Below are 20,407 nucleotides of genomic sequence, written 5' to 3'. Positions count from 1 at the left end.
TCGTCCGATCAATCCTCTCACTCTCCCTTCGAGCACGAAGGGAGGGTGAGCGGGGCTATTCGACCGTGAGAAGCCATAAGCCCGGCATGGCGGACCCGGCGCGAGGCCGGACCCGCCATGCCGCAGGCTGTCGGTCAGTTCATCAGTTCGACCGCCATCGCGACGCCTTCGCCGCCGCCGATGCACAGCGAGGCGACGCCGCGCTTCTGGCCGGTGGTCTGAAGGCCGCCAAGCAACGTGGCGAGGATGCGTGCGCCCGAGGCGCCGATCGGGTGGCCGAGCGCGCAGGCGCCGCCGTTGATGTTCAGCTTCTCATGATCGAGCGCGAGTTCCCGCATCGCGATCATCGCGACGCATGCGAACGCCTCGTTCACTTCCCACAGGTCGACGTCACCGACCGACCAGCCGGCCTTCTCCAGCGCCTTGCGCATCGCCGGCACCGGAGCGGTGGTGAAGCGTGCCGGCGCGTGCGCGTGCGCGGCATGGCTGACGATCCGCGCGACCGGGGTGATCCCGAGCTTCTCGGCAACCGACAAGCGGGTGAGCACCAGCGCGGCGGCGCCGTCGGAGATCGACGACGCATTGGCGGCGGTCACCGTGCCGTCCTTGGTGAAGGCGGGACGCAGCGTCGGGATCTTGGCGGCGTCGCTCTTGCCTGGCTGTTCATCGATCGCGACGGTGGTGGTGCCCTTGCGGCCGGTCACTTCGACGGCGACGATCTCGCGGTCGAACGCGCCGGACTTCTGCGCCGCCTGCGCGCGGGTGAGCGAGGCGATCGCAAACTGGTCCTGCGCCTCGCGCGTGAACTGATATTCCTGCGCGGTCTCCTCGGCGAACACGCCCATCGCGGTGCCGGGCTGGTAGGCATCCTCTAGGCCATCGAGCGCCATGTGATCGAAGAGGCGATCGTGGCCGAAGCGTGCGCCGCCACGATGCGCCTTCGACAGATATGGCGCGTTGGTCATGCTCTCCATGCCGCCGGCGACCAGCAGGTCGATCGAGCCGGCGCCCAGCGCCTCGGCACCGAGGATCGCGGCCTGCATGCCGGAGCCGCAAACCTTGTTGAGCGTCGTCGCCTCGACATGCTCGCCAAGCCCGGCGCGGATCGCGGCCTGGCGGGCGGGAGCCTGGCCGACACCGGCCGACAGGACGTTACCCATGTAGATACGCTCGATCGCGGCAGCGTCCACGCCCGCACGGGCGACGGCCGCCTTCACTGCGGCGGCACCGAGATCGGCCGCGGACAGGGCGGAAAGGCTGCCCTGCATCGAGCCCATCGGGGTGCGCGCATAGGACAGGATGACGATGGGATCGGTGGCCATGGTTCCGCGGTTCCTCTCTTGATCTTGATCGCCATCTAGGCACTCGTCCCCCCTTGCGCAAACCGCTACGCGCGGCTTCATGCAAAGCATTGACGAAGCACTGAAATGGTATGCCGCGATCAGCGGGATCGCCGCGGCGTTCATGGTGTCGCTGGACAATGGCCGCCGGGTGACCGGGTGGGGCATGGCGATCTTCGTCACATCCTCGATCGCGTGGATCACCGGCGCGTGGCTGACCGGCGACGAACCACTGGGCGTGCAGAACGGCGTCCTGCTCGGCATCAACGGCTTTGGCGTGTATCGCTACCTGATTCGCAAGCGGGACTGAGACGGTCGATGTCAGTGGTGGCGTTAAGTATTCTTGGCGCCATCATCGGCAGCTTCCTGGCGACGATCGCGGTGCGCTGGCCAGAGGACCGTTCGGTGCTGCGCGGGCGATCGGCGTGCGACGGGTGCGGGCGGACGCTGCGCGCGCACGAACTGGTGCCGCTGCTGAGCTGGGTGATCGCACGCGGGCGGTGCCGGTTATGCGCGGCGCGGATCGACCCGCTACACCCGGCGATCGAGATCGGGTGCGCGGGGATAGGCGCGGCGGCTGCGCTGGTCGCGGCCCCGCCGGTCGCGCTGGCCGGGGCAGCATTCGGGTGGCTGTTGCTGGTGTTGGCGGTGATGGATGCGCGCGATTTCTGGCTGCCGGACCCGCTGGTCGCGGCGCTGGCGCTGGTGGCGCTGTCCGGAGCGTGGGTGGCGCCGCCTGCGCTGGGCGAGCGGGTGATCGGTGGCGCGGGCGGCTTCGCGATATTGTGGCTGATCGGGGCGGGTTATCGGCGATGGCGGGGGCGTGACGGGCTGGGCGGCGGTGACCCCAAATTGTTCGGCGCGATCGGCCTGGCGCTGGGATGGCGAATGCTGCCGGCGGTGCTGCTGGTCGCCGGGCTGATCGGGCTGGGCTGGGTGCTGGTCGAGCGCGTGCGCGGGCGCGCGGTCGCGGCAAACGATGCGCTGCCGCTGGGGACGTTGCTGGCGATCGCGGCTTACCCGGCGTGGCTGCTCATGATAGGCATGGCGGCATGATGTTCGCGTTTTTGCTGGCGGCGGCGCAGGCCGCCGCACCCACCGCCACCATCGATGGATTGCCGATCGGTCCGCTGCCGCAACAGGCGCTGCCGTCGCGTGGCTGCGCGGCGTATCTCTTCACGACCGGAACGACGCGAACGCTGGCGGCAATGGTGACGGCAGACCCGGCGGCGCTGCGGGTGACGATCGACGGCAAGGTGACCGACCTGCCGCGAACGGGCGCGACCGGCAACGCGCTGCTGGGGTTCAATGCCGAAAACGTCTACCGCGCTGGCGACGCGGTGGCGACGGTACAACTGACGATAGAGATGCGGCAGAACCTGACCGCGGGTGCCGCGGTGCCGAGTGCCACGCTGCGGCTTGATCGCGAGGGGCGCGACACGGTCGTGATCCCGCTGGCCGGGCTCGTGGGCTGCCAGGGGTAAGGAAACGCCCGGCGGAACCGTGTCTGCCGGGCGCCTTGCTTCAATCAGTGCGAGGAGGTGATTTCCTCCTTCAACCGCAGTTTCTGCTTCTTCAGCTCCGCAATCACGATCGTGTCGGGCACGGGACGTTGCGACTCGGCGGCGATGCGCTGGTCGAGCGTCGCATGCTTGGCCTCGAGGGCCGAGATGTGAGCGGTCTGCATGGGCAGTCTCCTTCGTGGTTGAGAGGCAGAAGGAAGAAACCACGAAACGTACCTTGTGTCCCGTGACTTTTGCTTGCCCTCGGCCACTCGCGGCTATCGTGCGACGGGTCGCGAAAAGGGGGCACCGCCGCGCGGCGCGCTGCGCTATGCAGGCGCGACTCGGGGTCGGGGGCGCGTGCGATGAACGACGTTGGCGATGATGCGGAAACGACGGCGCGGCTGGGCGTATTACGCCTGGAGCACCGCGACCTGGATGCCGCGATCGCGGCGCTGGCCGATGGCGGATCGTCCGACCAGTTGCAGCTGATGCGGCTGAAGAAGCGCAAGCTGCGGCTGCGTGACGAAATCGCTTCGATCGAAGACGACATGATCCCGGACATCATCGCCTGATCTACGGCGCGGCGGCGCATAACGGGACAGAATGCCGCGACAAAGGTGATGAACGCGCTTGGGGCGCGTGCGGGGTCGTGGCAAGGAAAGCGGATGGCCGACCACGTCCATGATCCGCGATTGCAACGACGGCTTGTCGACTCCTTCTACACGGAGGCGATGGTGCTGGCCGACGAGGCGCGCCATTATTTCGACGAGGGCGGGCGTGCCGAGCGCGAGGCATTGCCGCCGATGGAACGGGTGGCGTTCAGTTGCGAATCACTGAAGGTGACGACGCGGCTGATGCACGTCATCGCCTGGCTGCTGACGCAACGCGCGGTCGCGGCCGGAGAGCTGCCGGCATTGCAGGCGCTGGATCCGGCGCGGCGGCTGGGTACGGCGCCGTCGACCGAGGGCGAAGTGCTGGAGCGCTTCCCGGCGCAGGCGCGCGGCGTGATCGTGAGCAGCGTGGAGTTGCACCGCCGGGTCGCGCTGCTCGACGCCGCGCACGCGGGCGAGCTGCCGGTGGCAAGTCCCGCACGCTCGATGCTCGACCGGCTGGCGACGGCTTTCTAGTCGGCATCGACAGTCGGCGCTTCGCGGGTTCCGGACTGCTCGCCAACAAGATTATCGATCTGTTCGGGGGGACAGCGTTCCCACGATCGGGCAGGTTCGCTCCGTCCACCCGTCATCGCGAGCGTAGCGAAGCAATCCAGCGTCCGCGTGACGCGCCGGCTCGCTTCTGCGCTCCGCGTCATCCTGGCTCCATCTCCCCGGCTTGAGTCGAGGGGCCGGTTCTTCTTCTGTCGATAACCGTCGGGATTGCGGATCAAGCGTGGCGGTCGGCAAGGTCGACGCGGGCAGGAGCTTCGGTTCAAGCGCGGCGGCGAGAGAGCTTGCTCGTCGTCGGCACGGGCTGATCCGAGGCCGCGATTGTTCGCGGCCGCAGGGAGCCTAAGCCCAAGCCACGAAATGCTTGCGAGCGGTGCGGTTAGCGGCTCGCTGCCAGGTTCGATGCGACGAGGAGCGCCAGGCGGTCAGCCTTGTAGCAGACGCGTCCTTGCGGCCCGGTACTCCTCCGCCAGCCGCGCTACGCGCTCCGACGCCGGTACCACGGCGTCGATCGCTCCGATTCCCTGGCCCGAGCCCCAGATGTCGCGCCATGCCTTGGCCGCGCCGCCCGAGGCGAAGCTCATTGTCGTGAGGTCGCCGTGGGGCAGGTCATCGGGGTCCAGCCCGGCAGCGACGATCGAGGCGCGCAGGTAATTGCCGTGGACGCCGGTGAACAGGTCCGAATAGACGATGTCGGCGGCCCGACCGTCGACGATCGCCTGCTTGTAGCGCGCATCCGCCTGTGCCTCGTCGGTGGCGATGAACGCCGAGCCGATATAGGCGAAGTCAGCGCCCAGCGCCTGCGCGGCGAGCACGGCGCCGCCGCTGGCAATCGCGCCCGACAGCGCGAGCGGGCCGTCGAACCACGCCCGGATCTCCTGGATCAGGGCGAATGGCGAGAGCCGCCCGGCATGCCCGCCCGCACCGGCGGCGACCGCGATCAGCCCATCGGCGCCCTTCTCGATCGCCTTGCGCGCGAAACGGTCGTCGATGACGTCGTGGAGCGTGATGCCGCCCCAGCCATGCACGGCCCGGTTCAATTCCTCGCGTGCACCCAGCGAAGTGATCGTGATCGGCACCTTCCATTTGGCGCAGGTTGCGAGATCTGCCTCCAGCCGGTCGTTCGATTTGTGGACGATCTGGTTGACCGCGAACGGTGCGGCAGGGGCATCCGGATGTGCGCGGTTGTGTGCGGCGAGTTCCTCGGTGATGCGGTGCAACCACTCGTCCAGCATCGCCGCGGGCCGCGCGTTGAGCGCGGGGAAGGAGCCGACGATCCCGGCCTTGCACTGCGCGATCACCAGATCCGGGTTGGAGATGATGAACAGCGGCGAGCCGATGACGGGAAGCCGCAGCTGCGACAGGATAGGCGGGATCGACATAGGTGCGGGTTATGTGCGGCGCGCAGGGGCGTGGCAAGATTGACGCCACGTCACCCTGGAGCGGGTTTTTCCGAGCGGCGTGCAATCCTGCCGAGAGCGTGCTGGCGGTCCCGTTCGCTATTCGACGCGTTCCAGTCCGTCGGCGGCAGCGCGGGCGTTCGCGACGTAATGCGCCGCCGAGACCTTGAGCGCGGCGACCGCGGCGTCGTCGAGTTCGCGGACCGCGCGTGCCGGACTCCCGACGATCAGCGAGCGGGGCGGAAAGGTCTTGCCCTCGGTCACCAGCGCGCCTGCGCCGACGATGCAATCGTCCGCGATCACCGCGCGGTTGAGGATGATCGCGCCCATGCCGATCAGCACGCGATTGCCGATCGTGCAGCCGTGCAGCACCGCGTGATGGCCGATCGTGCAATCCTCGCCGACGCGAAGCGGGGTGCCGGGATCGGAATGGAGCATCGCGCCTTCCTGCACGTTGCTGCGCGCGCCGATCGGGATCGTGGTGTTGTCGCCGCGGATCACCGCGCCGAACCACACGCCGACATCCTCGCCAAGCACCACGTCGCCGATCACGTCGGCGCTGGGCGCGACCCAGGCGGAGGGGTGGCGGACGGGGCGCTGCCCCTTGAAGGCGTAGAGCGGCATCGCGGTCTCCTGCATGTCCCGACACGATACAGCGGTGCGCGCAGCGTGCGGTAGCCGAAAGCGTAAACGGTGCGTTAAGACATTACTATGCAACGCCGACTGGTCATGACGAACGAGGGTGCCGGGCACCCCTTCCGCCGCACCCTGCCGCCGCCGCCGTGCGTCCCGGCGGCCGTGAGCGGGGACAATGACGTGCGATTGTTCCTGCTCAGCTTCGCAGCGTTCTTCGTCACTTTCTCGACGCTGTTCTTCTAGCCCCGGGTTGCGGCCCGCACTCTATCCCGCGTGGAGAGGCGACCGGACCGCGCCACCCGAACAGTCAGGCAGGTCGCTACTGTTCCATCGATCGGCGTCAGGTCCGGACGCCCGCCGAAGGACGGACCTCGCGTCCGTCCTCCGCCAGCTTCAGCGCTTCCGCCTCAATCGCACGCGCGATGCAGGCGTTGCGCGAGCAGCGCCGAGACGCCGCACATGCCGACCACGACCAGCAGCAACTGCGACGGGGTGACACCAAGCGCGGTGATGCCGGCGACAGCGATCGAGCCGAAGGTCATCGCGCCGGCATTGACCACGTTGTTCGCCGCGACCGTCCGGGCGGTATGGTCCTTGGTGACGGTCGTCGTCAGGAAGGCGTAGAGCGGGACGACGAACATGCCGCCGAAGATCGCGACGCCCAGCAGCGCGAGCAGCACCGGCACGGCGTGCGGTTGCCGGATGAAGTCGAGCATGTCGAACAGATGCCCTTCCGGGGCCGGTGTCCACAGCCCGACCACCCACCAGAAGGCGAGCACCGCCAGCCCCATCGCGATCACCGACATCGGCGAGAAGCGCGCGGAGATCTGCCCGCGCAGCATCAGGTTGATCACCACCGAGCCGATCGCCACGCCGATCGAGAACACCGCCAGCACGAGGCTGGCGACGCTGGCGTCGGCGGTGAGCACGTTCTTCACCAGCGGCGGGAAGACGATGATGAGCACCGAACCGATCGTCCAGAAGAAGCTGATCGCGCAGATCGCCAGGAACAGCCGCGGTATGTGCATCGTGCCCGCGATCAGCCGCCACGACGCGCGTACCGGATTATAGTCGAGCTTCAGCTTCGGCCCGAGCCGCGGGGCGGGCGGCACCGCGCGCGCGCTGAGCCACCCGAGCAGCCCCGCGCCGAGCGTCAGCAGCACGACCAGCACCGGCGAGCGATAGACGAAGCCCGCGACGATCGTGCCGAGCAGGATGGCGAGATAAGTGCCCGCCTCCACCAGCCCGGTGCCGCCGAGCACGTCGTCCTCGTCCAGATGCTGCGGCAGGATCGCGTATTTGATCGGCCCGAAGAACGTCGAATGCACGCCGAGCCCGGTCACCGCGGCGAGCATCAGCACCAGCGGCAGCGTGACCGCGCCGGTGCGCGCGAGCAGCAGCCCGGCACCGCCGACCGCCATGATCGCGATCTCGACGGTCTTCACGATGCGGATGATCCGCGCCTTGTCCGACGAATCGGCCAGCTGCCCCGACAGGGCGGAAAGGATGAAGAACGGCAGGATGAAGAGCGCTGCGCTGAGCGCGTTGAAAAAGCTTTCCTGCGTTTCGTCGGCAAATATCTCGTAGGTGGCGAACAGCACCATCGAGGTCTTGAAGAGATTGTCGTTGAAGGCGCCTAGGAATTGCGTGGTGAACAGCGGCAGGAACCGCCGCCGTTTCATAAGCCCGAGGGCATTTATCATGACGCGGGACCGGGCCCCCGGATAGTTGACAATCCGGCGAGCCATAGCGGCTGCCTGCGCGCGTTCCAACGGCGATTTTCATGGCGGAGGTGCTTGCGTCGCCTGCGCCATGGGTCCACGTCGCGACCATGCTGTCCCTGCCCAACATCCTGACGCTGTCGCGGATCGTCATGGTGCCGCTGCTCGTGGCGTTCCTGTGGTGGCCGAGCTGGTCGCTGGGGTTCGCGATCGCCTTCGCGCTATATTGCCTGATGGGGATCACCGATTATTTCGACGGATACCTGGCGCGCGCGCAGGGCACCGTTTCGAAACTGGGGGTGTTCCTGGACCCGATCGCCGACAAGATCATGGTGGCCGCGGTCATCCTGATGCTGGTCGGCACGCGGCACGACGATGTCGCGGCGATCACCGGCGTGCACATCATCGCCGCACTGGTGATCCTGTTGCGCGAGATCGCGGTGAGCGGGCTGCGCGAGTTCCTGGCGGGGTTGCAGGTATCGTTGCCGGTATCGCGGCTGGCGAAATGGAAGACGACGTTGCAGCTGGTATCGCTGGGCGCGCTGATCCTGTCGGGCGCAGCGCCGGGCGAGGCGTGGATCAAGGTCGCCGGGCTGGCCAGCCTGTGGGGGGCGGCGGCGCTGACGATCGTCACCGGGTGGGATTACCTGCGCGTCGGCCTGCGGCACATGGATTGAACGACGCCACTTTCGTGGCGGATCGCGCGTTCGTCCGCGGTCATCATCGGGGTCGCACATGAAGCTGTTGTATTTCGCGTGGGTACGCGAGCGGATCGGGACGGGCGAGGAAGACGTCGCGCCGCCTGCCGACGTGGCCACCGTCGCCGGGCTGATCGCGTGGCTGGCGCAGCGTAGCGAAGGCCATGCCGCTGCCTTCGCGAACCCGGCACGGCTGCGCGCCGCGGTCGACCAGACGTTCGTGGCGCTGGATGCGCCGATCGCGGGTGCGCGCGAGGTGGCGATCTTCCCGCCGGTGACTGGCGGATGATCCGCGTGATCGTCGCGCGCGACGCGATCGATGTGGCGCGCGAGCTTGAGTCCCTGGAACAGGGCGGGGCGGTCGCGACGTTCACCGGACTGGTGCGCGCCGACGACGGGGTCGCCACGCTGGAGCTGGAACATTATCCCGGCGCAACCGAGGCGGCGCTGACGCGGCTGGCGGAAGAGGCGTGCGCCCGCTGGTCGCTCGCGGCGGCAACGATCGTTCACCGCGTCGGGCCGATGGCACCGGGCGAGCGGATCGTGTTCGTCGGTGCATGTTCGGCGCATCGTGCCGCGGCGCTGGCGGCGTGTGCGTTCCTGATCGACCGGCTGAAGACCGATGCGCCGTTCTGGAAACGTGAGACGGTAGGTGGCGAGGCGCGCTGGGTGGAGGCGCGCGCCGCCGACGACGATGCGGCGGCGCGCTGGAGCTAGAGCGGTTTCCGACCACGTTGCACCACCGTCATCGCCCTTGGGCGCCCGCTACGCGGCGGGGTGATTCCGGCCCGCCGCGGCGTTGCTCCCCGGTTGCGATGCCAGAGCAGCGCGCCCTCCTCGCGCCTTGCGGCGGATCGAAACTCCCTGCGTGCCGATGGCGCAACATGATCCGAAACCGCTCCAGGGCGCGATCGACGATCAGCCCGATTACCCGCAGGCGCCGTCGGTGCGCTCGTGGCGAAGCATCCAGCGTTAGGCACGACAACGTGGCTTGCATCGCTACGCTCGCGATGACGGGCGCAGGGAGCAAGTCTGCCCGGTCGCGGGAGCGTGGTTCGCCGGAGCAGGTCGACGATCTTCATCGGAGAGCAGCCGGGCACCCGTGAGGCGCTGAACGTCAATCCCGCCCAGGCCGCGATCGATGATCGGGGGCGCCGGCCCAGGCAGCGCCGTTTCTCGACGGGGACGCCCTGATCCCGTCGCTCCGGGCATGAGCCGGAGCACGCTGCTGACTTGACGGCGGAAGGGCGAGGCCGCGGATCACGTACGGGGCGATGGGATCTGACTTTTCTGGAACGCGAACGCTGACGGCCGGTGCGTTCACGCTCGTCATGGCGAGCGCGGCGAACCAATTCGGCGCCGGACCAGGGCGCCTGGATTGCTTCGCGACGCCCGCAATGACGCACCCGGTCCTGCTCGTGTTCCTCCGCTGCGGGTTTCCAGTTACAGCGGCAATTGCCAGCGCACCCGATCGGTGAACGTGCCGGCCACCGGGGTGCCAGCATCGTCGCGCGCCGGCGTGAAGCGCGCGCGGCGCTGATAGAGCCGGCATGTCGCCTGATCGAGCGCCACGTGCCCGCTCGACGCCGTCACGGTGCAGGAGTCGATGCGACCATCCGCAGCGATGCGCAGCGCGATCCCGACGACGCCCTGCTCCTCTCCGCGCAATGCCGAGGGCGGGTAATCGTCGGTGGTGATCCACTGGTTACGGTCGCCGCGGGCGAGGACGCCGGCCGCCTTGCTCGCCGCTTCCGGCGCGACGGGAGGATCGACGGTGACCACACCATTGCCAAACGTGCCGGTCATCGGTGGTGGCGGCACCACCACGACGGGATCGACGGTGTGCGTCGTGATGATCGGCACGACGGCGGTCAATGGCGGCGCGACCGTGGTCTGTTGCGGGGTGACCTTTTCCAGGGTCGGCGGCTTGGGCGTCAGCGGCGGCGGCGGGGTCTCGATCGGGATGTTGGTGACGGTGAAGGGATCGACCATCTTGTGAACGAAGCTGGCCGCCATCCCGCTGATGAAGACGTAGCCAAGCAGGCCGTGGATCGCGGCGACGCCGGCGATCGTGGTGAGACGCCGCGAATTGTCCATTCGAGCCGCATAAGCCATGAGACACACCTCCCGACCGGAGCGGCCGCGGCGGGCACGATGCCCGACAGACGGCGAACTCCAGAAGAAGAAGCTGCGCCTGTTGCGACTGCGCGTCAATCGCCATCAGGCGGCGGCCTTCAGCACCTCGCCCAACAGCTGGAAATCCCGTTCGCGCGGCGAGGCGCGGCGCCAGACCAGCGCCAGCGTGCGGACCGGCGAGGCGGCGTCGAGCGGGCGCGCGATGACATTGGTATGGTCGAGGATGCCGGCGTCGAGCGCGATCTTGGGCAGCATCGTGACGCCCAGTCCGTTGTCGACCATCTGCACCATCGTGTGCAGCGAGGTGCCGAGCATCGTCGCCTCGGCGCGCAATTCGGCGCGGTTGCAGGCGGCGAGCGCATGTTCCTTGAGGCAATGCCCGTCCTCGAGCAGCAGCAGCCGCGTCTCGTCGATATCGGCGGGTTGTACGGTGGTGATGCCGGCGGGCATCTCGCCCTCCGGGAAGGCGAGGAAGAGGCGGTCGTCGAACAGCTTCAGGACGGTCACTTCGCCGCAGGAATACGGAAGCGCGAGCAGCACGCAATCGGTGCGACCGTTGTGGAGCGCCTCGCACGCCGGGCCGCTCGGTTCCTCGCGCAGGAACAGCTTGAGATCGGGATAGTCGCGCCGCAGCCGCGGCAGGATGCGCGGCAGCAGGAAGGGCGCGATCGTGGGGATGACGCTCATCCGCATTTCGCCCGACAGCGGCCGCCCGGCGGCGCGCGCGAGATCGCCGAGTTCCTCCGCCTCGCGCAGCACGACCCGCGCCTTGGTGGCGATCTGCTCGCCAAGCGGGGTGAAGCGCACGACCCGCCGCGTACGCTCGACCAGTGTCACGCCGATCAGCGTTTCGAGTTCGCGGAGGCCCGCAGACAGCGTCGATTGCGTCACGAAGCACGCTTCCGCCGCACGGCCGAAATGGCCATGCTCCTTCAATGCCACGAGATATTGCAGCTGCTTCAGGGTCGGCAGATAGGTCGCGGCCATTTATCGTCTCCGGCGATCACTGCTGATGAGATAGACGATTTGTTCGATCACGCGAAGCCCCTATATCGGGCATGCAACGAGAGATCGCGGTCGAGCGATCCAGGTGCAGAGGATGACTGGAACTCCGCAATTCACAACAGGAGCCAGATTATGCTGACCATCGGCGATACCTTCCCCGCCCTGACCGTCCCCGTCCAGCAGGGGACGAGCGCACTGCCGAACGGCGAGACGCTGGACCTGACCACTGCCTATCCGGGCAAGTGGAAGGTGCTGTTCTACTGGCCGAAGGACTTCACCTTCGTGTGCCCGACCGAGATCGTCGGCTACAGCCAGATCAAGGGTGACTTCGAGGACCGCGACGCCGTGCTGATCGGCGCGTCGACCGACACCGCGCACGTCCATCTGGCCTGGCGCAAGTCGGACCCGGACCTGGCCGCTGCGGACTTCCCGTGGCTGGCCGATAACGGCCGCAAGCTGGCCGACGCGCTCGGCATCGTCGACAAGAACGAGCATGTCGCGTTCCGCGCGACGTTCATCGTCGATCCGGACAACGTCATCCAGGCGGTGCAGGTGAACGGGCTGAACGTCGGTCGCAACCCCGCCGAGACGCTGCGCGTGCTCGACGCGCTGCAGACCGACGAGCTGTGCCCGTGCAACTGGAACAAGGGCGACGACGTCCTGCAGGTCGCTGCCTGATTTATCCGGGGCGGGACGATCGCTCCCGCCCCTTCAACTCCCGCACTTCACCCCGGCGCGAGCTGGGGTCTCTCCGTCACTGGGAGACCCCAGTCTGCGTCGGGGTGAGGTGTTTTCAGATGAGACAGACAATGGCACTCAAGGAATTCGCGGGCGCGCTGCCCGATTTCGCCAAGGACATCCGGCTCAACGTCGGCTCGCTGCTGAACGAGACGGTGCTGAACGATCAGCGCAAGTACGGCACATTGCTCGCCTGTGCGCACGGTTCGGGCTACAAGCCGCTTGTCGAGGCGACCGAAGCGGAAGTTGCGGACAAGCTGTCGCCGGAGGCCGCCAATGCGGCGCGCGCCGCCGCCGCGGTGATGGCGATGAACAACGTCTATTATCGCTTCACGCACCTCGCCAGCAACGAGGAATATGCGCGGATGCCGGCCAAGCTGCGCATGAACGTGATCGGCGCGCCGGGGATCGACAAGCTCGATTTCGAACTGTTCAGCCTGGCGGTCAGCGCGATGAACGGCTGCGGCATGTGCATCGACAGCCATGAGCAGGTACTGAAGAAGGCCGGCGCGACCGCCGAGATGATCCAGACCGCGGCCCGCATCGCCTCGGTGATGAAGGCGGTGGCGACTGTTCATGCGGTGAGCGCGTAAGCTTTCCGCTACGTCGTGCCGGGTCGCTGGACGGTTCCGCAGGGCGGAGCCGGGCGCGGCTCGGCGTAACATCAGGCCGGCGCGTCATCGCGAGCGTAGCTAATCGGGCCACGGCGTTGGGTCCGGCTCTGTGTTATTTGGCTGCGCTCGCAATGACGGAAGAGAGGCGCGGCGCTACATCAGCACGGCGCGGATGAAGCCGTAGGTGCTGGTGATGGTGAGGACGGTGCCGACCAGCACCAGCATCACCTTCATCGGAATGCGCTTGGCGAAGAAGGCACCGAACGGCGCGGCAAGGACGCCGCCGATCAGCAGGCCGACGGTGGCGGTCGCAAAATCCTTCAGCCCGAGATGATAGATGAAGGTCGCCGAGACAGTGGCGGTCAGGAAGAACTCGACCGCGCTGACCGTGCCGACCACCTTGCGCGGCTCGACGCCCTGCACCAGCAGGTTTGACGTCACGATCGGCCCCCAGCCGCCGCCGCCCGCCGCATCCATGAAGCCGCCGAACAATCCCAGCGGCTCCACCACCTTCGGCTTGCTGACGCGCGGCGGGAACAACAATCCGCGTACCAACAGGTAGATGCCGATGCAGACGAGATAGCCGAGCACGAAGGGCTTGATCGTCGCACCATCGATATTGGTCAGCAGATACGCGCCCGCCACGCCCCCGAGCACGCCCGGCACCAACAGGCGCAGGAACAGCGTCTTGTCGATATTGCCGGTGATCGCGTGGCTGATCCCGGAGATCGCGGTGGTGAACGTCTCGACGATATGCACGTTCGCCGAAGCGCGCGCCGGGGGAAGCCCCATCACCGCCACCAGCAACGTATTGCAGATGACGCCGAACGCCATGCCGAGCGCGCCGTCGACGAGCTGCGCGCCGAAACCGACCGCAATGAACGGCCACAAGGCGGAAAAGTCGAGTTGCGTCAGCGCCTGCATTAGGTCTCCCCACGCGAACCATATCGCCCGCGTTCCTTTCTCATCGGTCATATCCCACAATGGCGATAGGAAAATACGGTTTCGGGCAAGATAGCGCTGCTTATGGAAACCGGCGCGGCAACGCTCTATCTTGGCGCGAGAGAACAAGGGAACGCGGATGTCGCGACTGACCGATTACCTGGATTCGATCCGCGCGCGCGACCCCGCACCGCATTCGCGGCTGGAGGTGCTGACCTATCCGGGCGTCTGGGCGCTGGCGTGGCACCGCGTCGCCCATCGGCTCTATCGCGCCGGGCTGTACCTGCCGGCGCGGATCGTGAACCATTTCTCGCGCGCGCTGACCGCGATCGATATTCATCCCGGCGCGACGATCGGTCGTAACTTCTTCATCGACCACGGCTTCGTCGTGATTGGCGAGACGGCGCACATCGGCGACGACGTGACGATCTATCAATGCGTCACCCTGGGCGGGACCAGCCCCGACAACGGTGTCGCGGGCAAGCGGCACCCGACGATCGCCGACGGCGCGATCATCGGATCGGGCGCGCAAGTGCTGGGGCCGATCACGGTCGGCCCGCGCGCGCGGGTCGGCGCCAACGCGGTCGTGACGCGTGACGTGCCCGCCGGCGCGGTGATGGTCGGCATCCCGGCGCGACCGACCGTCGTGGAGGGCGGCGCGGCGCCGGAGCCGCGCTTCGTCCCGTATGGAACGCCGTGCCGCGAAATGTTCGACCCCGCGACGCAGCGTATCGAGACGCTGCGCTGCGAACTGGAGGCGATGAAAAAGCGCCTCGATGCACTGGTCGAGGAACAGGTGCAGGACGGCGACCGGGAGCGCGACCGCGCCTGATGGGGATCGTGACGCCTTTTCCCGCCGACGCACGCCAGCCGCGGCAGGTGGGTTTCGAGCGTGCCGAACTGATGCGCATTCTCGACCTGTATGGCCGGATGGTGACCGCCGGTCATTGGCGCGACTATGCGATCGACATGGGGCGCGACGCGGCGGTGTTTTCGATGTTTCGTCGCTCGGCGGAGCGGCCCGAGTTCCGGGTCGAAAAGCGCCCGGCATTGCGCAACCGCCAGGGGATGTGGGCGCTGGTCGGCGAGGCCGGGCAGGTGATTCGGCGCGGGCACGAGCTGGGACCGGTGCTGGCACCCGTCGAGCGGCGGCTGATGAAGCTGGTCGAGGAATAGGCGGCGCGGGCTCGTCGCCAGCACCTCGGCGGCACCGCGCGATACTCGGGAGCGATCGGTACGCGGGTCGAGAGATCAAAACGGAATTTGTCTCGCGAGCGGACGATCCCATCTTCGCCGAGGTCTGGCCTGAGGCAGGAGGTCGCCTGTGCCTGTACCGGTGGATAGCGCGGCTATAAGCCTGGTCCGGCGAAGCTGTAGGATGCAGACGGCGATCGCCGCGCCGGCCCCACGTGATCGCGAGGCTTGTCGTAACGCGAACGGCGGGGCGCTACGCCTCCGACGTCGAGAGCGTTTTCCCGATCAGCATTGCCTGTTCCGCGCCGGAGCCCGGCACGATCTCGCCCGCGCGGTCGGTGATCGCCTGCCAATGGCGAGCGACGCCCTCGGGGGAGAGGTCTTCGCCGGTGAGCGCCACGCCGGGCGTCAAGGTGATGTAACTGGCCTGTACCACGCCTGCGCCGGCGCCGACGATCTGGCCGGAGGGCGCATCGTCGCTGACCAGGAAGAGCGCGGCGGGCGCTACCTTCTCCGGTGCGAAGGCGGCGAAGGCGGCGTCGGGGAACAACCCCTCCGTCATGCGCGTGCCCGCCGTCGGGGCGATCGTGTTGACGCGGATGTCGTGCTTGGCACCCTCGAGATGGAGCGTCCGCGCGAGCCCGACGATGCCGAGCTTTGCAGCGGCGTAGTTGGCCTGGCCGAAATTGCCGAACAGGCCGGAGGATGACGACGTCATCAGCACGCGGCCGTAATTCTGCTCGCGGAACACGTCCCAGCAGGCTTTCGTGGCATAGGCGCTGCCGAGCAGATGAACCTGTACGACGAACGAGAAGTCCTCGGGCGTCATTTTCGCGAAGGTCTTGTCGCGCAGCACGCCGGCGTTGTTGATGAGGATGTGCACGCCGCCCCACGCCTCACGCGCGCGCGCCACCATCGCGGTCATCTGTTCGTGATCGGCGACGTTGCCGCCGTCGGTGATTGCGGTGCCGCCGGCCGCACGGATCTCCTCGACAACCGTGAGCGCGGCGTCGGATGCGCCATCCCCGCTGCGGTTCGCGCCGAGATCGTTGACCACGACCCGCGCGCCACGACGGGCGAGTTCGAGTGCATAGTGCCGCCCCAGCCCGCCACCGGCGCCGGTGACGATGGCGACACGATCGTCGAAACGGATCGACATGGAAAAGGCGCTCCCTCCGTTATGGATGAAGCGCCTTCCATACTCAGCCTTCGAACGGGCGCAATGCCCGTTCGCCGACACTCCGCTTAGCGGCGGCGACGTGCCGGCTTGCGGTCGCTGGCCTGCATGCAGCCATCATACTGGCCCTTCTTGCAGACCGGGTAGCTTTCCTTGGCCGCCGGAGCCGGGAACGCCTGCGCCGGCGAAGGAGCCGGCTGGAAGCGAACCGTAGCGCCGGGCTGCGGCGTGCCGGAGACGGCAGGCTGCGACGGCTGGTAGCCGCCCGCGGATTCGGTGCCCATCGCGCCGCCGGACTGCGGCGTCATCGCGCCACCTGCCGGCGGTGCCATCGGCGCACCGGCGGCCGGATCGGCCGGCGGGGTGGTCGCGGCCGGATCGGCCGGGGGCGCCATCGGCGCCGCGTTCGGATCCGCCTGCGGCGCCATCGGCGCGGCGTTGGGATCGGCAGCGGGATCGGCGCTGGTGGCGGGGGCGGCGCCCGTGTCCGGGGTAGCCGTCGTCGTCTGCGGCGTATCCTGTGCGATGGCCGTCGTCGGGACGGCGATCATCGCAGCTGCTGCGAGAAGAATGGTCTTCATCTTATATTTCTCCTGCCGTGTGCGTTCGGTGAGAAACGCGTCGTTATCACGCGGTCCGGCCAACGCCCCACGGCAGAGAAAAGGTCCATCGTTGCGCGAGTGGAAAGACTCAGTGACCCGTATCGAGCGCATAACCCGCCGAACGGACGGTGCGGATGATGTCGGGGCGACCGCCTTCATTGATGGCTTTCCGAAGTCGTCGGATATGGACGTCTACGGTGCGGCTTTCGATGTCGCTGTCATGTCCCCAGACACTGTCGAGCAACCGCTCGCGCGAGAAGACATGCCCGGGATGTTCGAGGAAGTGCTTGAGAAGACGGAATTCCGTCGGCCCGAGTGCGACGACGTCGCCGCCGCGACGGACCTTGTGGCCGACGGTATCCATCTCCAGATCGGCGTAAGTGAGCTGCTCTCCCGCCAGTGCGGGACGCACGCGACGCAGTACTGCGCCGACCCGTGCCACCAATTCGCGCGGCGAGAACGGCTTGGTGACGTAATCGTCGGCGCCCGTCTCCAGCCCGCGCACGCGATCCTCCTCCTCGCCACGCGCGGTGAGCATGATGATCGGCACGTTCTGCGTCTCGGCGGCGCGGCGCAGCCGGCGGCAGACCTCGATCCCGGAAATCCCCTCGACCATCCAGTCGAGCAGCACGATGTCGGGCGGCGTCTCGCGCGCCAGCAGCAGCGCCTCCTCGCCATCGATCGTGTGCTGCACGTCGAAATGCTCGCGGGTGAAGTGCCATACGAGCAGCTCGGCCAGGCTGGCGTCGTCCTCCACCAGCAGCATGCGGGCCTTGGCCATCAATCGACTCCCTTTTCGCGTTCCACGAGCCGCACCCCGGTTGCGGCGAAATAGACCATCTCGGCGACGTTGGTGGCGTGGTCGCCGATCCGCTCGAGATTCTTGGCCACGAACAGCAATTGCGCGCACTCGCTGATCGTCTTGGGATTTTCGACCATGAAGGTCACCAGCGTCCGGAAGATGCTGTCGTAGAAATCGTCGAGCGCATTGTCGCTCTCGCACACCGCCAGCGCCGCCTCGGGATCGCGCGCGGCAAAGGCGTTGAGCACGTCGTGCACCATCGCGGCGGCCATCCGCCCCATCGCGGGCAGGATCGACAACGGCTCGATGCGATGCTCGCTCTCGATCTTGGGGACGCGACGCGCGATGTTCTTGGCGTAATCACCGATCCGCTCGATCACGCTGGCGATCTTCAGCGCGGCGACCACCTCGCGCAGGTCGTCGGCCATCGGCGCGCGCAGCGCGATGATGCGGACCGCGGTTCGCTCGACCTCGGTCTCCATCGCGTCGATCTTCTTGTCGTCGGCGGCGATGCGCGCGGCAAGCACGGCGTCGCCGCGTTGCAGCGCGACCATCGCATCGGCGATCGCGGTTTCGGCCAGGCCGCCCATCTGCGAGATAAGCCCCCGGAGCTGGCCGATGTCCTGGTCGAACGCCTTGACGGTATGTTCCTGCGTGTTTGCCATGTTCGTCCTCAGCCGTAGCGGCCCGTGATATAATCCTTCGTCCGATCCTGCCGCGGGTTCGTGAAGATGTCCGAGGTGTCGCCGTATTCGACGAGCTGTCCGAGGTGGAAGAAGGCGGTCTGCTGGCTGACGCGCGCGGCCTGCTGCATGTTGTGGGTGACGATCACGATCGCGTAGCGGCCGCGCAGTTCGTGGATCAACTCCTCGATCTTGGCGGTGGCGATCGGATCGAGCGCCGAGCACGGCTCGTCCATCAGGATCACTTCCGGATCGACAGCGATCGCGCGCGCGATACACAGCCGCTGCTGCTGCCCGCCCGACAACGCGGTGCCGCTTTCGGTGAGCCGGTCCTTCACCTCGTTCCACAGGCCGGCCCGCGCCAGCGAGCGCTCGACGATCTGCGCGAGATCGGCCTTCGAGCGGGCGAGGCCGTGGATGCGCGGCCCATAGGCGACGTTCTCGAAGATCGACTTGGGAAACGGGTTCGGCTTCTGAAAGACCATGCCGACGCGCGCGCGCAGCTGCACGACGTCCATCGCCTTGGCATAGATGTCCTCCCCGTCCAGGCGGATGTCGCCCTCTACCCGCGCGCCGGGGATGGTGTCGTTCATGCGATTGAGCGTGCGCAGGAAGGTGGACTTGCCGCACCCGGACGGGCCGATGAACGCAGTGACGTCCTCGCGCCGGACGTCGATCGACACGTCGCGGATCGCCTGCTTTCGCCCGTAGAAGACGTTGACCCCGGCGGCGGTCATCTTTGGGCCATCCGCCGCCCGCGAGGCGGGGGCCTTTTCATGAGCGTTGGACATCACCAGCGGGTCTCGAAACGGTTGCGGAGGTAAATTGCGACGCCGTTCATGGCGAGCAGCACGACCAGGAGGACGATGATCGCGGCGGAGGTCTTCTCGACGAAACCCTTCTGCACCTCGTCCGACCAGAGGAAGATCTGCACCGGCAGCGCGGTGGCCGGATCGGTCAGCTTCCCCGGCGGCGCGGCGATGAAGGCGCGCATCCCGATCATCAGCAGCGGTGCGGTTTCGCCCAGCGCGCGCGCCATGCCGATGATCGTGCCGGTCAGGATGCCGGGAAGCGCCGCCGGCAGGACGTGATGGAAAACCACCTGGATCGGCGAGGCGCCCAGCGCGCGGGCGGCGTCGCGGATCGACGGCGGAACCGCCGTGATCGCGTTGCGCCCGGCGATGACGATGACGGGCATCGTCATCAACGCCAGCGTCAACCCGCCGACGATCGCGCCGGAGCGCGGCATGTGGAAGGTGCCGAGGAACACCGCGAGCCCGAGCAGCCCGAAGATGATCGAGGGCACCGCGGCGAGGTTGTTGATCGACACCTCGATCAGGTCGGTCCAGCGATTGCGAGGGGCGTATTCCTCCAGGTACAATGCCGACAGGACGCCGATCGGGAAGGCGAGGCCGAGTGTGACGATCATCGTCAGCAGCGAGCCCTTGAGCGCCCCCCAGATGCCGGCGCGCGTCGGGTCGGTCGCGTCGGCGCCGGTGAAGAAGCTGACGTTCAGCCCGCGCGACAGGCGATTGCCGAGGCGGGCGACCGCCGCTTCGCTCTCCGGCGTGCCGTCACCCTTGTAGGCCATGTCGATGGCGGTCGCGACCGGCACGTCGATCGTGGCGGGGGCGCTCAGCAGCTCCGGGTCGCGCTTGATCGCGTCACGGACACGCAGCCATGCGCCATCGGACAGCAAGGATGCGCCGCCCTGCCGGCCATAAGCGGCGTTGGCGGCGGCATCGACCGCGCCCTCCAGCCCGGCACCGGCGAGCGCGAGATCGGCACCGGCGCCGTGCAGTTGGGCTGGCGTGACCGCGACATGGCGGCGCAAGTCGAGCGGGAGTGCGATACGCGTCTCCGTGAAGCCGCTGGCACCCTGGGCGAGCATCGTGGCCAGAAGGTAGACGAGGAACGCCGCAGAGGCGAACACCGCCGCCAGCCCGAGCAGCCGGAAGCGACGCTCGGCAGCGTAGCGGCGTCGGACGCGGCGCTGCATCGCCGGTGTCTGCCAGTCGGTCGGGCGGCGCTCGGCCGCTGCGGGGGCGAGC

The 20,407-nt window shown here is 67.7% G+C and carries 27 protein-coding genes; 13 read left to right on the top strand and 14 right to left on the bottom strand.

From position 1 onward, the window contains the following. Positions 1-134 precede the first annotated feature (134 nt). Positions 135-1,322 (bottom strand): thiolase family protein, encoded by a 1,188-nt coding sequence (locus SPHPHY_RS0111160; RefSeq protein WP_022686769.1) that lies wholly within the window; start codon positions 1,320-1,322, stop codon positions 135-137. Between the two features lie 79 nt (positions 1,323-1,401). On the opposite strand from SPHPHY_RS0111160, the gene SPHPHY_RS0111155 reads away from it, so the two are divergent. Genes SPHPHY_RS0111155 through SPHPHY_RS0111145 form a run of 3 tightly spaced genes read left to right on the top strand, consistent with a single transcriptional unit; the run spans position 1,402 to position 2,824 of the window. Then, entirely contained in the window at positions 1,402-1,650 is a 249-nt protein-coding gene (locus tag SPHPHY_RS0111155) for a hypothetical protein (RefSeq protein WP_022686768.1), read from the top strand. A gap of 8 nt (positions 1,651-1,658) precedes the next feature. Then, on the top strand, positions 1,659-2,396 hold the full coding sequence (locus tag SPHPHY_RS0111150) for a prepilin peptidase (protein ID WP_022686767.1): 738 nt from the start codon (positions 1,659-1,661) through the stop codon (positions 2,394-2,396). Continuing rightward, complete coding sequence (locus SPHPHY_RS0111145; RefSeq protein ID WP_022686766.1) at positions 2,393-2,824, top strand: hypothetical protein; 432 nt, start codon at positions 2,393-2,395, stop codon at positions 2,822-2,824. Before SPHPHY_RS0111150 ends, SPHPHY_RS0111145 begins: the two co-directional genes overlap by 4 nt. Positions 2,825-2,868: 44 nt before the next feature. On the opposite strand, the gene SPHPHY_RS21410 is transcribed toward SPHPHY_RS0111145, so the two are convergent. Next, entirely contained in the window at positions 2,869-3,027 is a 159-nt protein-coding gene (locus SPHPHY_RS21410; RefSeq protein ID WP_022686765.1) for a YdcH family protein, read from the bottom strand. Between the two features lie 180 nt (positions 3,028-3,207). On the opposite strand from SPHPHY_RS21410, the gene SPHPHY_RS19975 reads away from it, so the two are divergent. Then, positions 3,208-3,417 carry a DUF465 domain-containing protein gene (locus SPHPHY_RS19975; RefSeq protein ID WP_022686764.1) on the top strand — a complete coding sequence of 70 codons (210 nt, stop codon included), beginning with the start codon at positions 3,208-3,210 and terminating at the stop codon, positions 3,415-3,417. Positions 3,418-3,510: 93 nt separating this feature from the next. After that, positions 3,511-3,972 (top strand): DUF1465 family protein, encoded by a 462-nt coding sequence (locus tag SPHPHY_RS0111130; RefSeq protein WP_022686763.1) that lies wholly within the window; start codon positions 3,511-3,513, stop codon positions 3,970-3,972. 461 nt (positions 3,973-4,433) lie between these two features. Here SPHPHY_RS0111130 and SPHPHY_RS0111125 read toward each other — a convergent pair whose 3' ends face one another. Continuing rightward, positions 4,434-5,390 (bottom strand): NAD(P)H-dependent flavin oxidoreductase, encoded by a 957-nt coding sequence (locus tag SPHPHY_RS0111125; RefSeq protein WP_022686762.1) that lies wholly within the window; start codon positions 5,388-5,390, stop codon positions 4,434-4,436. Positions 5,391-5,507: 117 nt separating this feature from the next. Further along, positions 5,508-6,032, bottom strand: a complete 525-nt coding sequence (locus SPHPHY_RS0111120) for a gamma carbonic anhydrase family protein (RefSeq protein WP_028056790.1) — start codon at positions 6,030-6,032, stop codon at positions 5,508-5,510. An 87-nt stretch (positions 6,033-6,119) separates the two neighbouring features. Between SPHPHY_RS0111120 and SPHPHY_RS22290 the strand changes: the two genes are divergently transcribed. Further along, entirely contained in the window at positions 6,120-6,287 is a 168-nt protein-coding gene (locus SPHPHY_RS22290) for a hypothetical protein (protein ID WP_022686760.1), read from the top strand. A gap of 164 nt (positions 6,288-6,451) precedes the next feature. Here SPHPHY_RS22290 and SPHPHY_RS0111110 read toward each other — a convergent pair whose 3' ends face one another. Continuing rightward, the gene (locus SPHPHY_RS0111110; protein ID WP_022686759.1) at positions 6,452-7,747 is read right to left on the bottom strand and encodes an MFS transporter; all 1,296 of its coding nucleotides are present in this window, start codon (positions 7,745-7,747) and stop codon (positions 6,452-6,454) included. Between the two features lie 128 nt (positions 7,748-7,875). On the opposite strand from SPHPHY_RS0111110, the gene pgsA reads away from it, so the two are divergent. From pgsA to SPHPHY_RS0111095, 3 genes are read left to right on the top strand one after another with little or no spacing between them, the layout of a single operon-like run. Then, entirely contained in the window at positions 7,876-8,442 is a 567-nt protein-coding gene (gene pgsA / locus SPHPHY_RS0111105) for a CDP-diacylglycerol--glycerol-3-phosphate 3-phosphatidyltransferase (protein WP_028056789.1), read from the top strand. 58 nt (positions 8,443-8,500) lie between these two features. Next, on the top strand, positions 8,501-8,752 hold the full coding sequence (gene moaD, locus SPHPHY_RS0111100; RefSeq protein ID WP_022686757.1) for a molybdopterin converting factor subunit 1: 252 nt from the start codon (positions 8,501-8,503) through the stop codon (positions 8,750-8,752). Further along, complete coding sequence (locus SPHPHY_RS0111095; protein ID WP_022686756.1) at positions 8,749-9,180, top strand: molybdenum cofactor biosynthesis protein MoaE; 432 nt, start codon at positions 8,749-8,751, stop codon at positions 9,178-9,180. Before moaD ends, SPHPHY_RS0111095 begins: the two co-directional genes overlap by 4 nt. 726 nt (positions 9,181-9,906) lie before the next feature. On the opposite strand, the gene SPHPHY_RS0111085 is transcribed toward SPHPHY_RS0111095, so the two are convergent. Beyond that, positions 9,907-10,578, bottom strand: coding sequence for an energy transducer TonB (locus tag SPHPHY_RS0111085; RefSeq protein WP_022686754.1), 672 nt, complete (start codon positions 10,576-10,578; stop codon positions 9,907-9,909). Positions 10,579-10,683: 105 nt separating this feature from the next. After that, positions 10,684-11,586, bottom strand: coding sequence for a hydrogen peroxide-inducible genes activator (locus tag SPHPHY_RS0111080; RefSeq protein WP_022686753.1), 903 nt, complete (start codon positions 11,584-11,586; stop codon positions 10,684-10,686). 150 nt (positions 11,587-11,736) lie between these two features. On the opposite strand from SPHPHY_RS0111080, the gene SPHPHY_RS0111075 reads away from it, so the two are divergent. Further along, the gene (locus tag SPHPHY_RS0111075; RefSeq protein ID WP_022686752.1) at positions 11,737-12,282 is read left to right on the top strand and encodes a peroxiredoxin; all 546 of its coding nucleotides are present in this window, start codon (positions 11,737-11,739) and stop codon (positions 12,280-12,282) included. Positions 12,283-12,413: 131 nt separating this feature from the next. Then, positions 12,414-12,935, top strand: coding sequence for a carboxymuconolactone decarboxylase family protein (locus SPHPHY_RS0111070; protein ID WP_022686751.1), 522 nt, complete (start codon positions 12,414-12,416; stop codon positions 12,933-12,935). A 174-nt stretch (positions 12,936-13,109) separates the two neighbouring features. Here SPHPHY_RS0111070 and SPHPHY_RS0111065 read toward each other — a convergent pair whose 3' ends face one another. Then, on the bottom strand, positions 13,110-13,880 hold the full coding sequence (locus tag SPHPHY_RS0111065) for a sulfite exporter TauE/SafE family protein (RefSeq protein WP_022686750.1): 771 nt from the start codon (positions 13,878-13,880) through the stop codon (positions 13,110-13,112). Positions 13,881-14,037: 157 nt separating this feature from the next. Between SPHPHY_RS0111065 and epsC the strand changes: the two genes are divergently transcribed. Both epsC and SPHPHY_RS0111055 read left to right on the top strand, forming a co-directional pair. Then, entirely contained in the window at positions 14,038-14,730 is a 693-nt protein-coding gene (gene epsC / locus SPHPHY_RS0111060; protein ID WP_022686749.1) for a serine O-acetyltransferase EpsC, read from the top strand. After that, positions 14,730-15,074 (top strand): DUF2794 domain-containing protein, encoded by a 345-nt coding sequence (locus SPHPHY_RS0111055; RefSeq protein WP_022686748.1) that lies wholly within the window; start codon positions 14,730-14,732, stop codon positions 15,072-15,074. Before epsC ends, SPHPHY_RS0111055 begins: the two co-directional genes overlap by 1 nt. Before the next feature lie 271 nt (positions 15,075-15,345). On the opposite strand, the gene SPHPHY_RS0111050 is transcribed toward SPHPHY_RS0111055, so the two are convergent. From SPHPHY_RS0111050 to pstA, 6 genes are all read right to left on the bottom strand, one after another. Continuing rightward, entirely contained in the window at positions 15,346-16,251 is a 906-nt protein-coding gene (locus tag SPHPHY_RS0111050; protein WP_022686747.1) for an SDR family NAD(P)-dependent oxidoreductase, read from the bottom strand. A gap of 86 nt (positions 16,252-16,337) precedes the next feature. Next, a complete protein-coding gene (locus tag SPHPHY_RS0111045; RefSeq protein WP_028056788.1) occupies positions 16,338-16,850 on the bottom strand; it encodes a hypothetical protein in 513 nt (170 codons plus the stop codon). 109 nt (positions 16,851-16,959) lie between these two features. Continuing rightward, positions 16,960-17,652, bottom strand: coding sequence for a phosphate regulon transcriptional regulator PhoB (gene phoB / locus SPHPHY_RS0111040; RefSeq protein WP_022686745.1), 693 nt, complete (start codon positions 17,650-17,652; stop codon positions 16,960-16,962). Beyond that, entirely contained in the window at positions 17,652-18,338 is a 687-nt protein-coding gene (gene phoU, locus SPHPHY_RS0111035) for a phosphate signaling complex protein PhoU (protein ID WP_022686744.1), read from the bottom strand. The genes phoB and phoU overlap by 1 nt, the downstream gene beginning before the upstream one ends. Before the next feature lie 8 nt (positions 18,339-18,346). Further along, positions 18,347-19,147 carry a phosphate ABC transporter ATP-binding protein PstB gene (gene pstB / locus SPHPHY_RS0111030; protein ID WP_051148306.1) on the bottom strand — a complete coding sequence of 267 codons (801 nt, stop codon included), beginning with the start codon at positions 19,145-19,147 and terminating at the stop codon, positions 18,347-18,349. Continuing rightward, the gene (gene pstA, locus SPHPHY_RS0111025) at positions 19,147-20,355 is read right to left on the bottom strand and encodes a phosphate ABC transporter permease PstA (protein WP_081645422.1); all 1,209 of its coding nucleotides are present in this window, start codon (positions 20,353-20,355) and stop codon (positions 19,147-19,149) included. Before pstA ends, pstB begins: the two co-directional genes overlap by 1 nt. Between the last annotated feature and the right edge of the window lie 52 nt (positions 20,356-20,407).

This window comes from Sphingomonas phyllosphaerae 5.2, from assembly GCF_000419605.1.
GTDB classification, from domain to species: domain Bacteria; phylum Pseudomonadota; class Alphaproteobacteria; order Sphingomonadales; family Sphingomonadaceae; genus Sphingomonas; species Sphingomonas phyllosphaerae_B.
This window is presented reverse-complemented; position numbering and strand designations above follow the sequence as displayed.

Coding starts and splice junctions, on each gene's coding strand:
- SPHPHY_RS0111160 (WP_022686769.1), bottom strand. CDS start 1,322: ATGGCCACCGATCCCATCGTCATCCTGTCCTATGCGCGCACCCCGATG.
- SPHPHY_RS0111155 (WP_022686768.1), top strand. CDS start 1,402: ATGCAAAGCATTGACGAAGCACTGAAATGGTATGCCGCGATCAGCGGG.
- SPHPHY_RS0111150 (WP_022686767.1), top strand. CDS start 1,659: ATGTCAGTGGTGGCGTTAAGTATTCTTGGCGCCATCATCGGCAGCTTC.
- SPHPHY_RS0111145 (WP_022686766.1), top strand. CDS start 2,393: ATGATGTTCGCGTTTTTGCTGGCGGCGGCGCAGGCCGCCGCACCCACC.
- SPHPHY_RS21410 (WP_022686765.1), bottom strand. CDS start 3,027: ATGCAGACCGCTCACATCTCGGCCCTCGAGGCCAAGCATGCGACGCTC.
- SPHPHY_RS19975 (WP_022686764.1), top strand. CDS start 3,208: ATGAACGACGTTGGCGATGATGCGGAAACGACGGCGCGGCTGGGCGTA.
- SPHPHY_RS0111130 (WP_022686763.1), top strand. CDS start 3,511: ATGGCCGACCACGTCCATGATCCGCGATTGCAACGACGGCTTGTCGAC.
- SPHPHY_RS0111125 (WP_022686762.1), bottom strand. CDS start 5,390: ATGTCGATCCCGCCTATCCTGTCGCAGCTGCGGCTTCCCGTCATCGGC.
- SPHPHY_RS0111120 (WP_028056790.1), bottom strand. CDS start 6,032: ATGCCGCTCTACGCCTTCAAGGGGCAGCGCCCCGTCCGCCACCCCTCC.
- SPHPHY_RS22290 (WP_022686760.1), top strand. CDS start 6,120: ATGCAACGCCGACTGGTCATGACGAACGAGGGTGCCGGGCACCCCTTC.
- SPHPHY_RS0111110 (WP_022686759.1), bottom strand. CDS start 7,747: ATGATAAATGCCCTCGGGCTTATGAAACGGCGGCGGTTCCTGCCGCTG.
- pgsA (WP_028056789.1), top strand. CDS start 7,876: ATGCTGTCCCTGCCCAACATCCTGACGCTGTCGCGGATCGTCATGGTG.
- moaD (WP_022686757.1), top strand. CDS start 8,501: ATGAAGCTGTTGTATTTCGCGTGGGTACGCGAGCGGATCGGGACGGGC.
- SPHPHY_RS0111095 (WP_022686756.1), top strand. CDS start 8,749: ATGATCCGCGTGATCGTCGCGCGCGACGCGATCGATGTGGCGCGCGAG.
- SPHPHY_RS0111085 (WP_022686754.1), bottom strand. CDS start 10,578: ATGGCTTATGCGGCTCGAATGGACAATTCGCGGCGTCTCACCACGATC.
- SPHPHY_RS0111080 (WP_022686753.1), bottom strand. CDS start 11,586: ATGGCCGCGACCTATCTGCCGACCCTGAAGCAGCTGCAATATCTCGTG.
- SPHPHY_RS0111075 (WP_022686752.1), top strand. CDS start 11,737: ATGCTGACCATCGGCGATACCTTCCCCGCCCTGACCGTCCCCGTCCAG.
- SPHPHY_RS0111070 (WP_022686751.1), top strand. CDS start 12,414: ATGGCACTCAAGGAATTCGCGGGCGCGCTGCCCGATTTCGCCAAGGAC.
- SPHPHY_RS0111065 (WP_022686750.1), bottom strand. CDS start 13,880: ATGCAGGCGCTGACGCAACTCGACTTTTCCGCCTTGTGGCCGTTCATT.
- epsC (WP_022686749.1), top strand. CDS start 14,038: ATGTCGCGACTGACCGATTACCTGGATTCGATCCGCGCGCGCGACCCC.
- SPHPHY_RS0111055 (WP_022686748.1), top strand. CDS start 14,730: ATGGGGATCGTGACGCCTTTTCCCGCCGACGCACGCCAGCCGCGGCAG.
- SPHPHY_RS0111050 (WP_022686747.1), bottom strand. CDS start 16,251: ATGTCGATCCGTTTCGACGATCGTGTCGCCATCGTCACCGGCGCCGGT.
- SPHPHY_RS0111045 (WP_028056788.1), bottom strand. CDS start 16,850: ATGAAGACCATTCTTCTCGCAGCAGCTGCGATGATCGCCGTCCCGACG.
- phoB (WP_022686745.1), bottom strand. CDS start 17,652: ATGGCCAAGGCCCGCATGCTGCTGGTGGAGGACGACGCCAGCCTGGCC.
- phoU (WP_022686744.1), bottom strand. CDS start 18,338: ATGGCAAACACGCAGGAACATACCGTCAAGGCGTTCGACCAGGACATC.
- pstB (WP_051148306.1), bottom strand. CDS start 19,147: ATGTCCAACGCTCATGAAAAGGCCCCCGCCTCGCGGGCGGCGGATGGC.
- pstA (WP_081645422.1), bottom strand. CDS start 20,355: ATGCAGCGCCGCGTCCGACGCCGCTACGCTGCCGAGCGTCGCTTCCGG.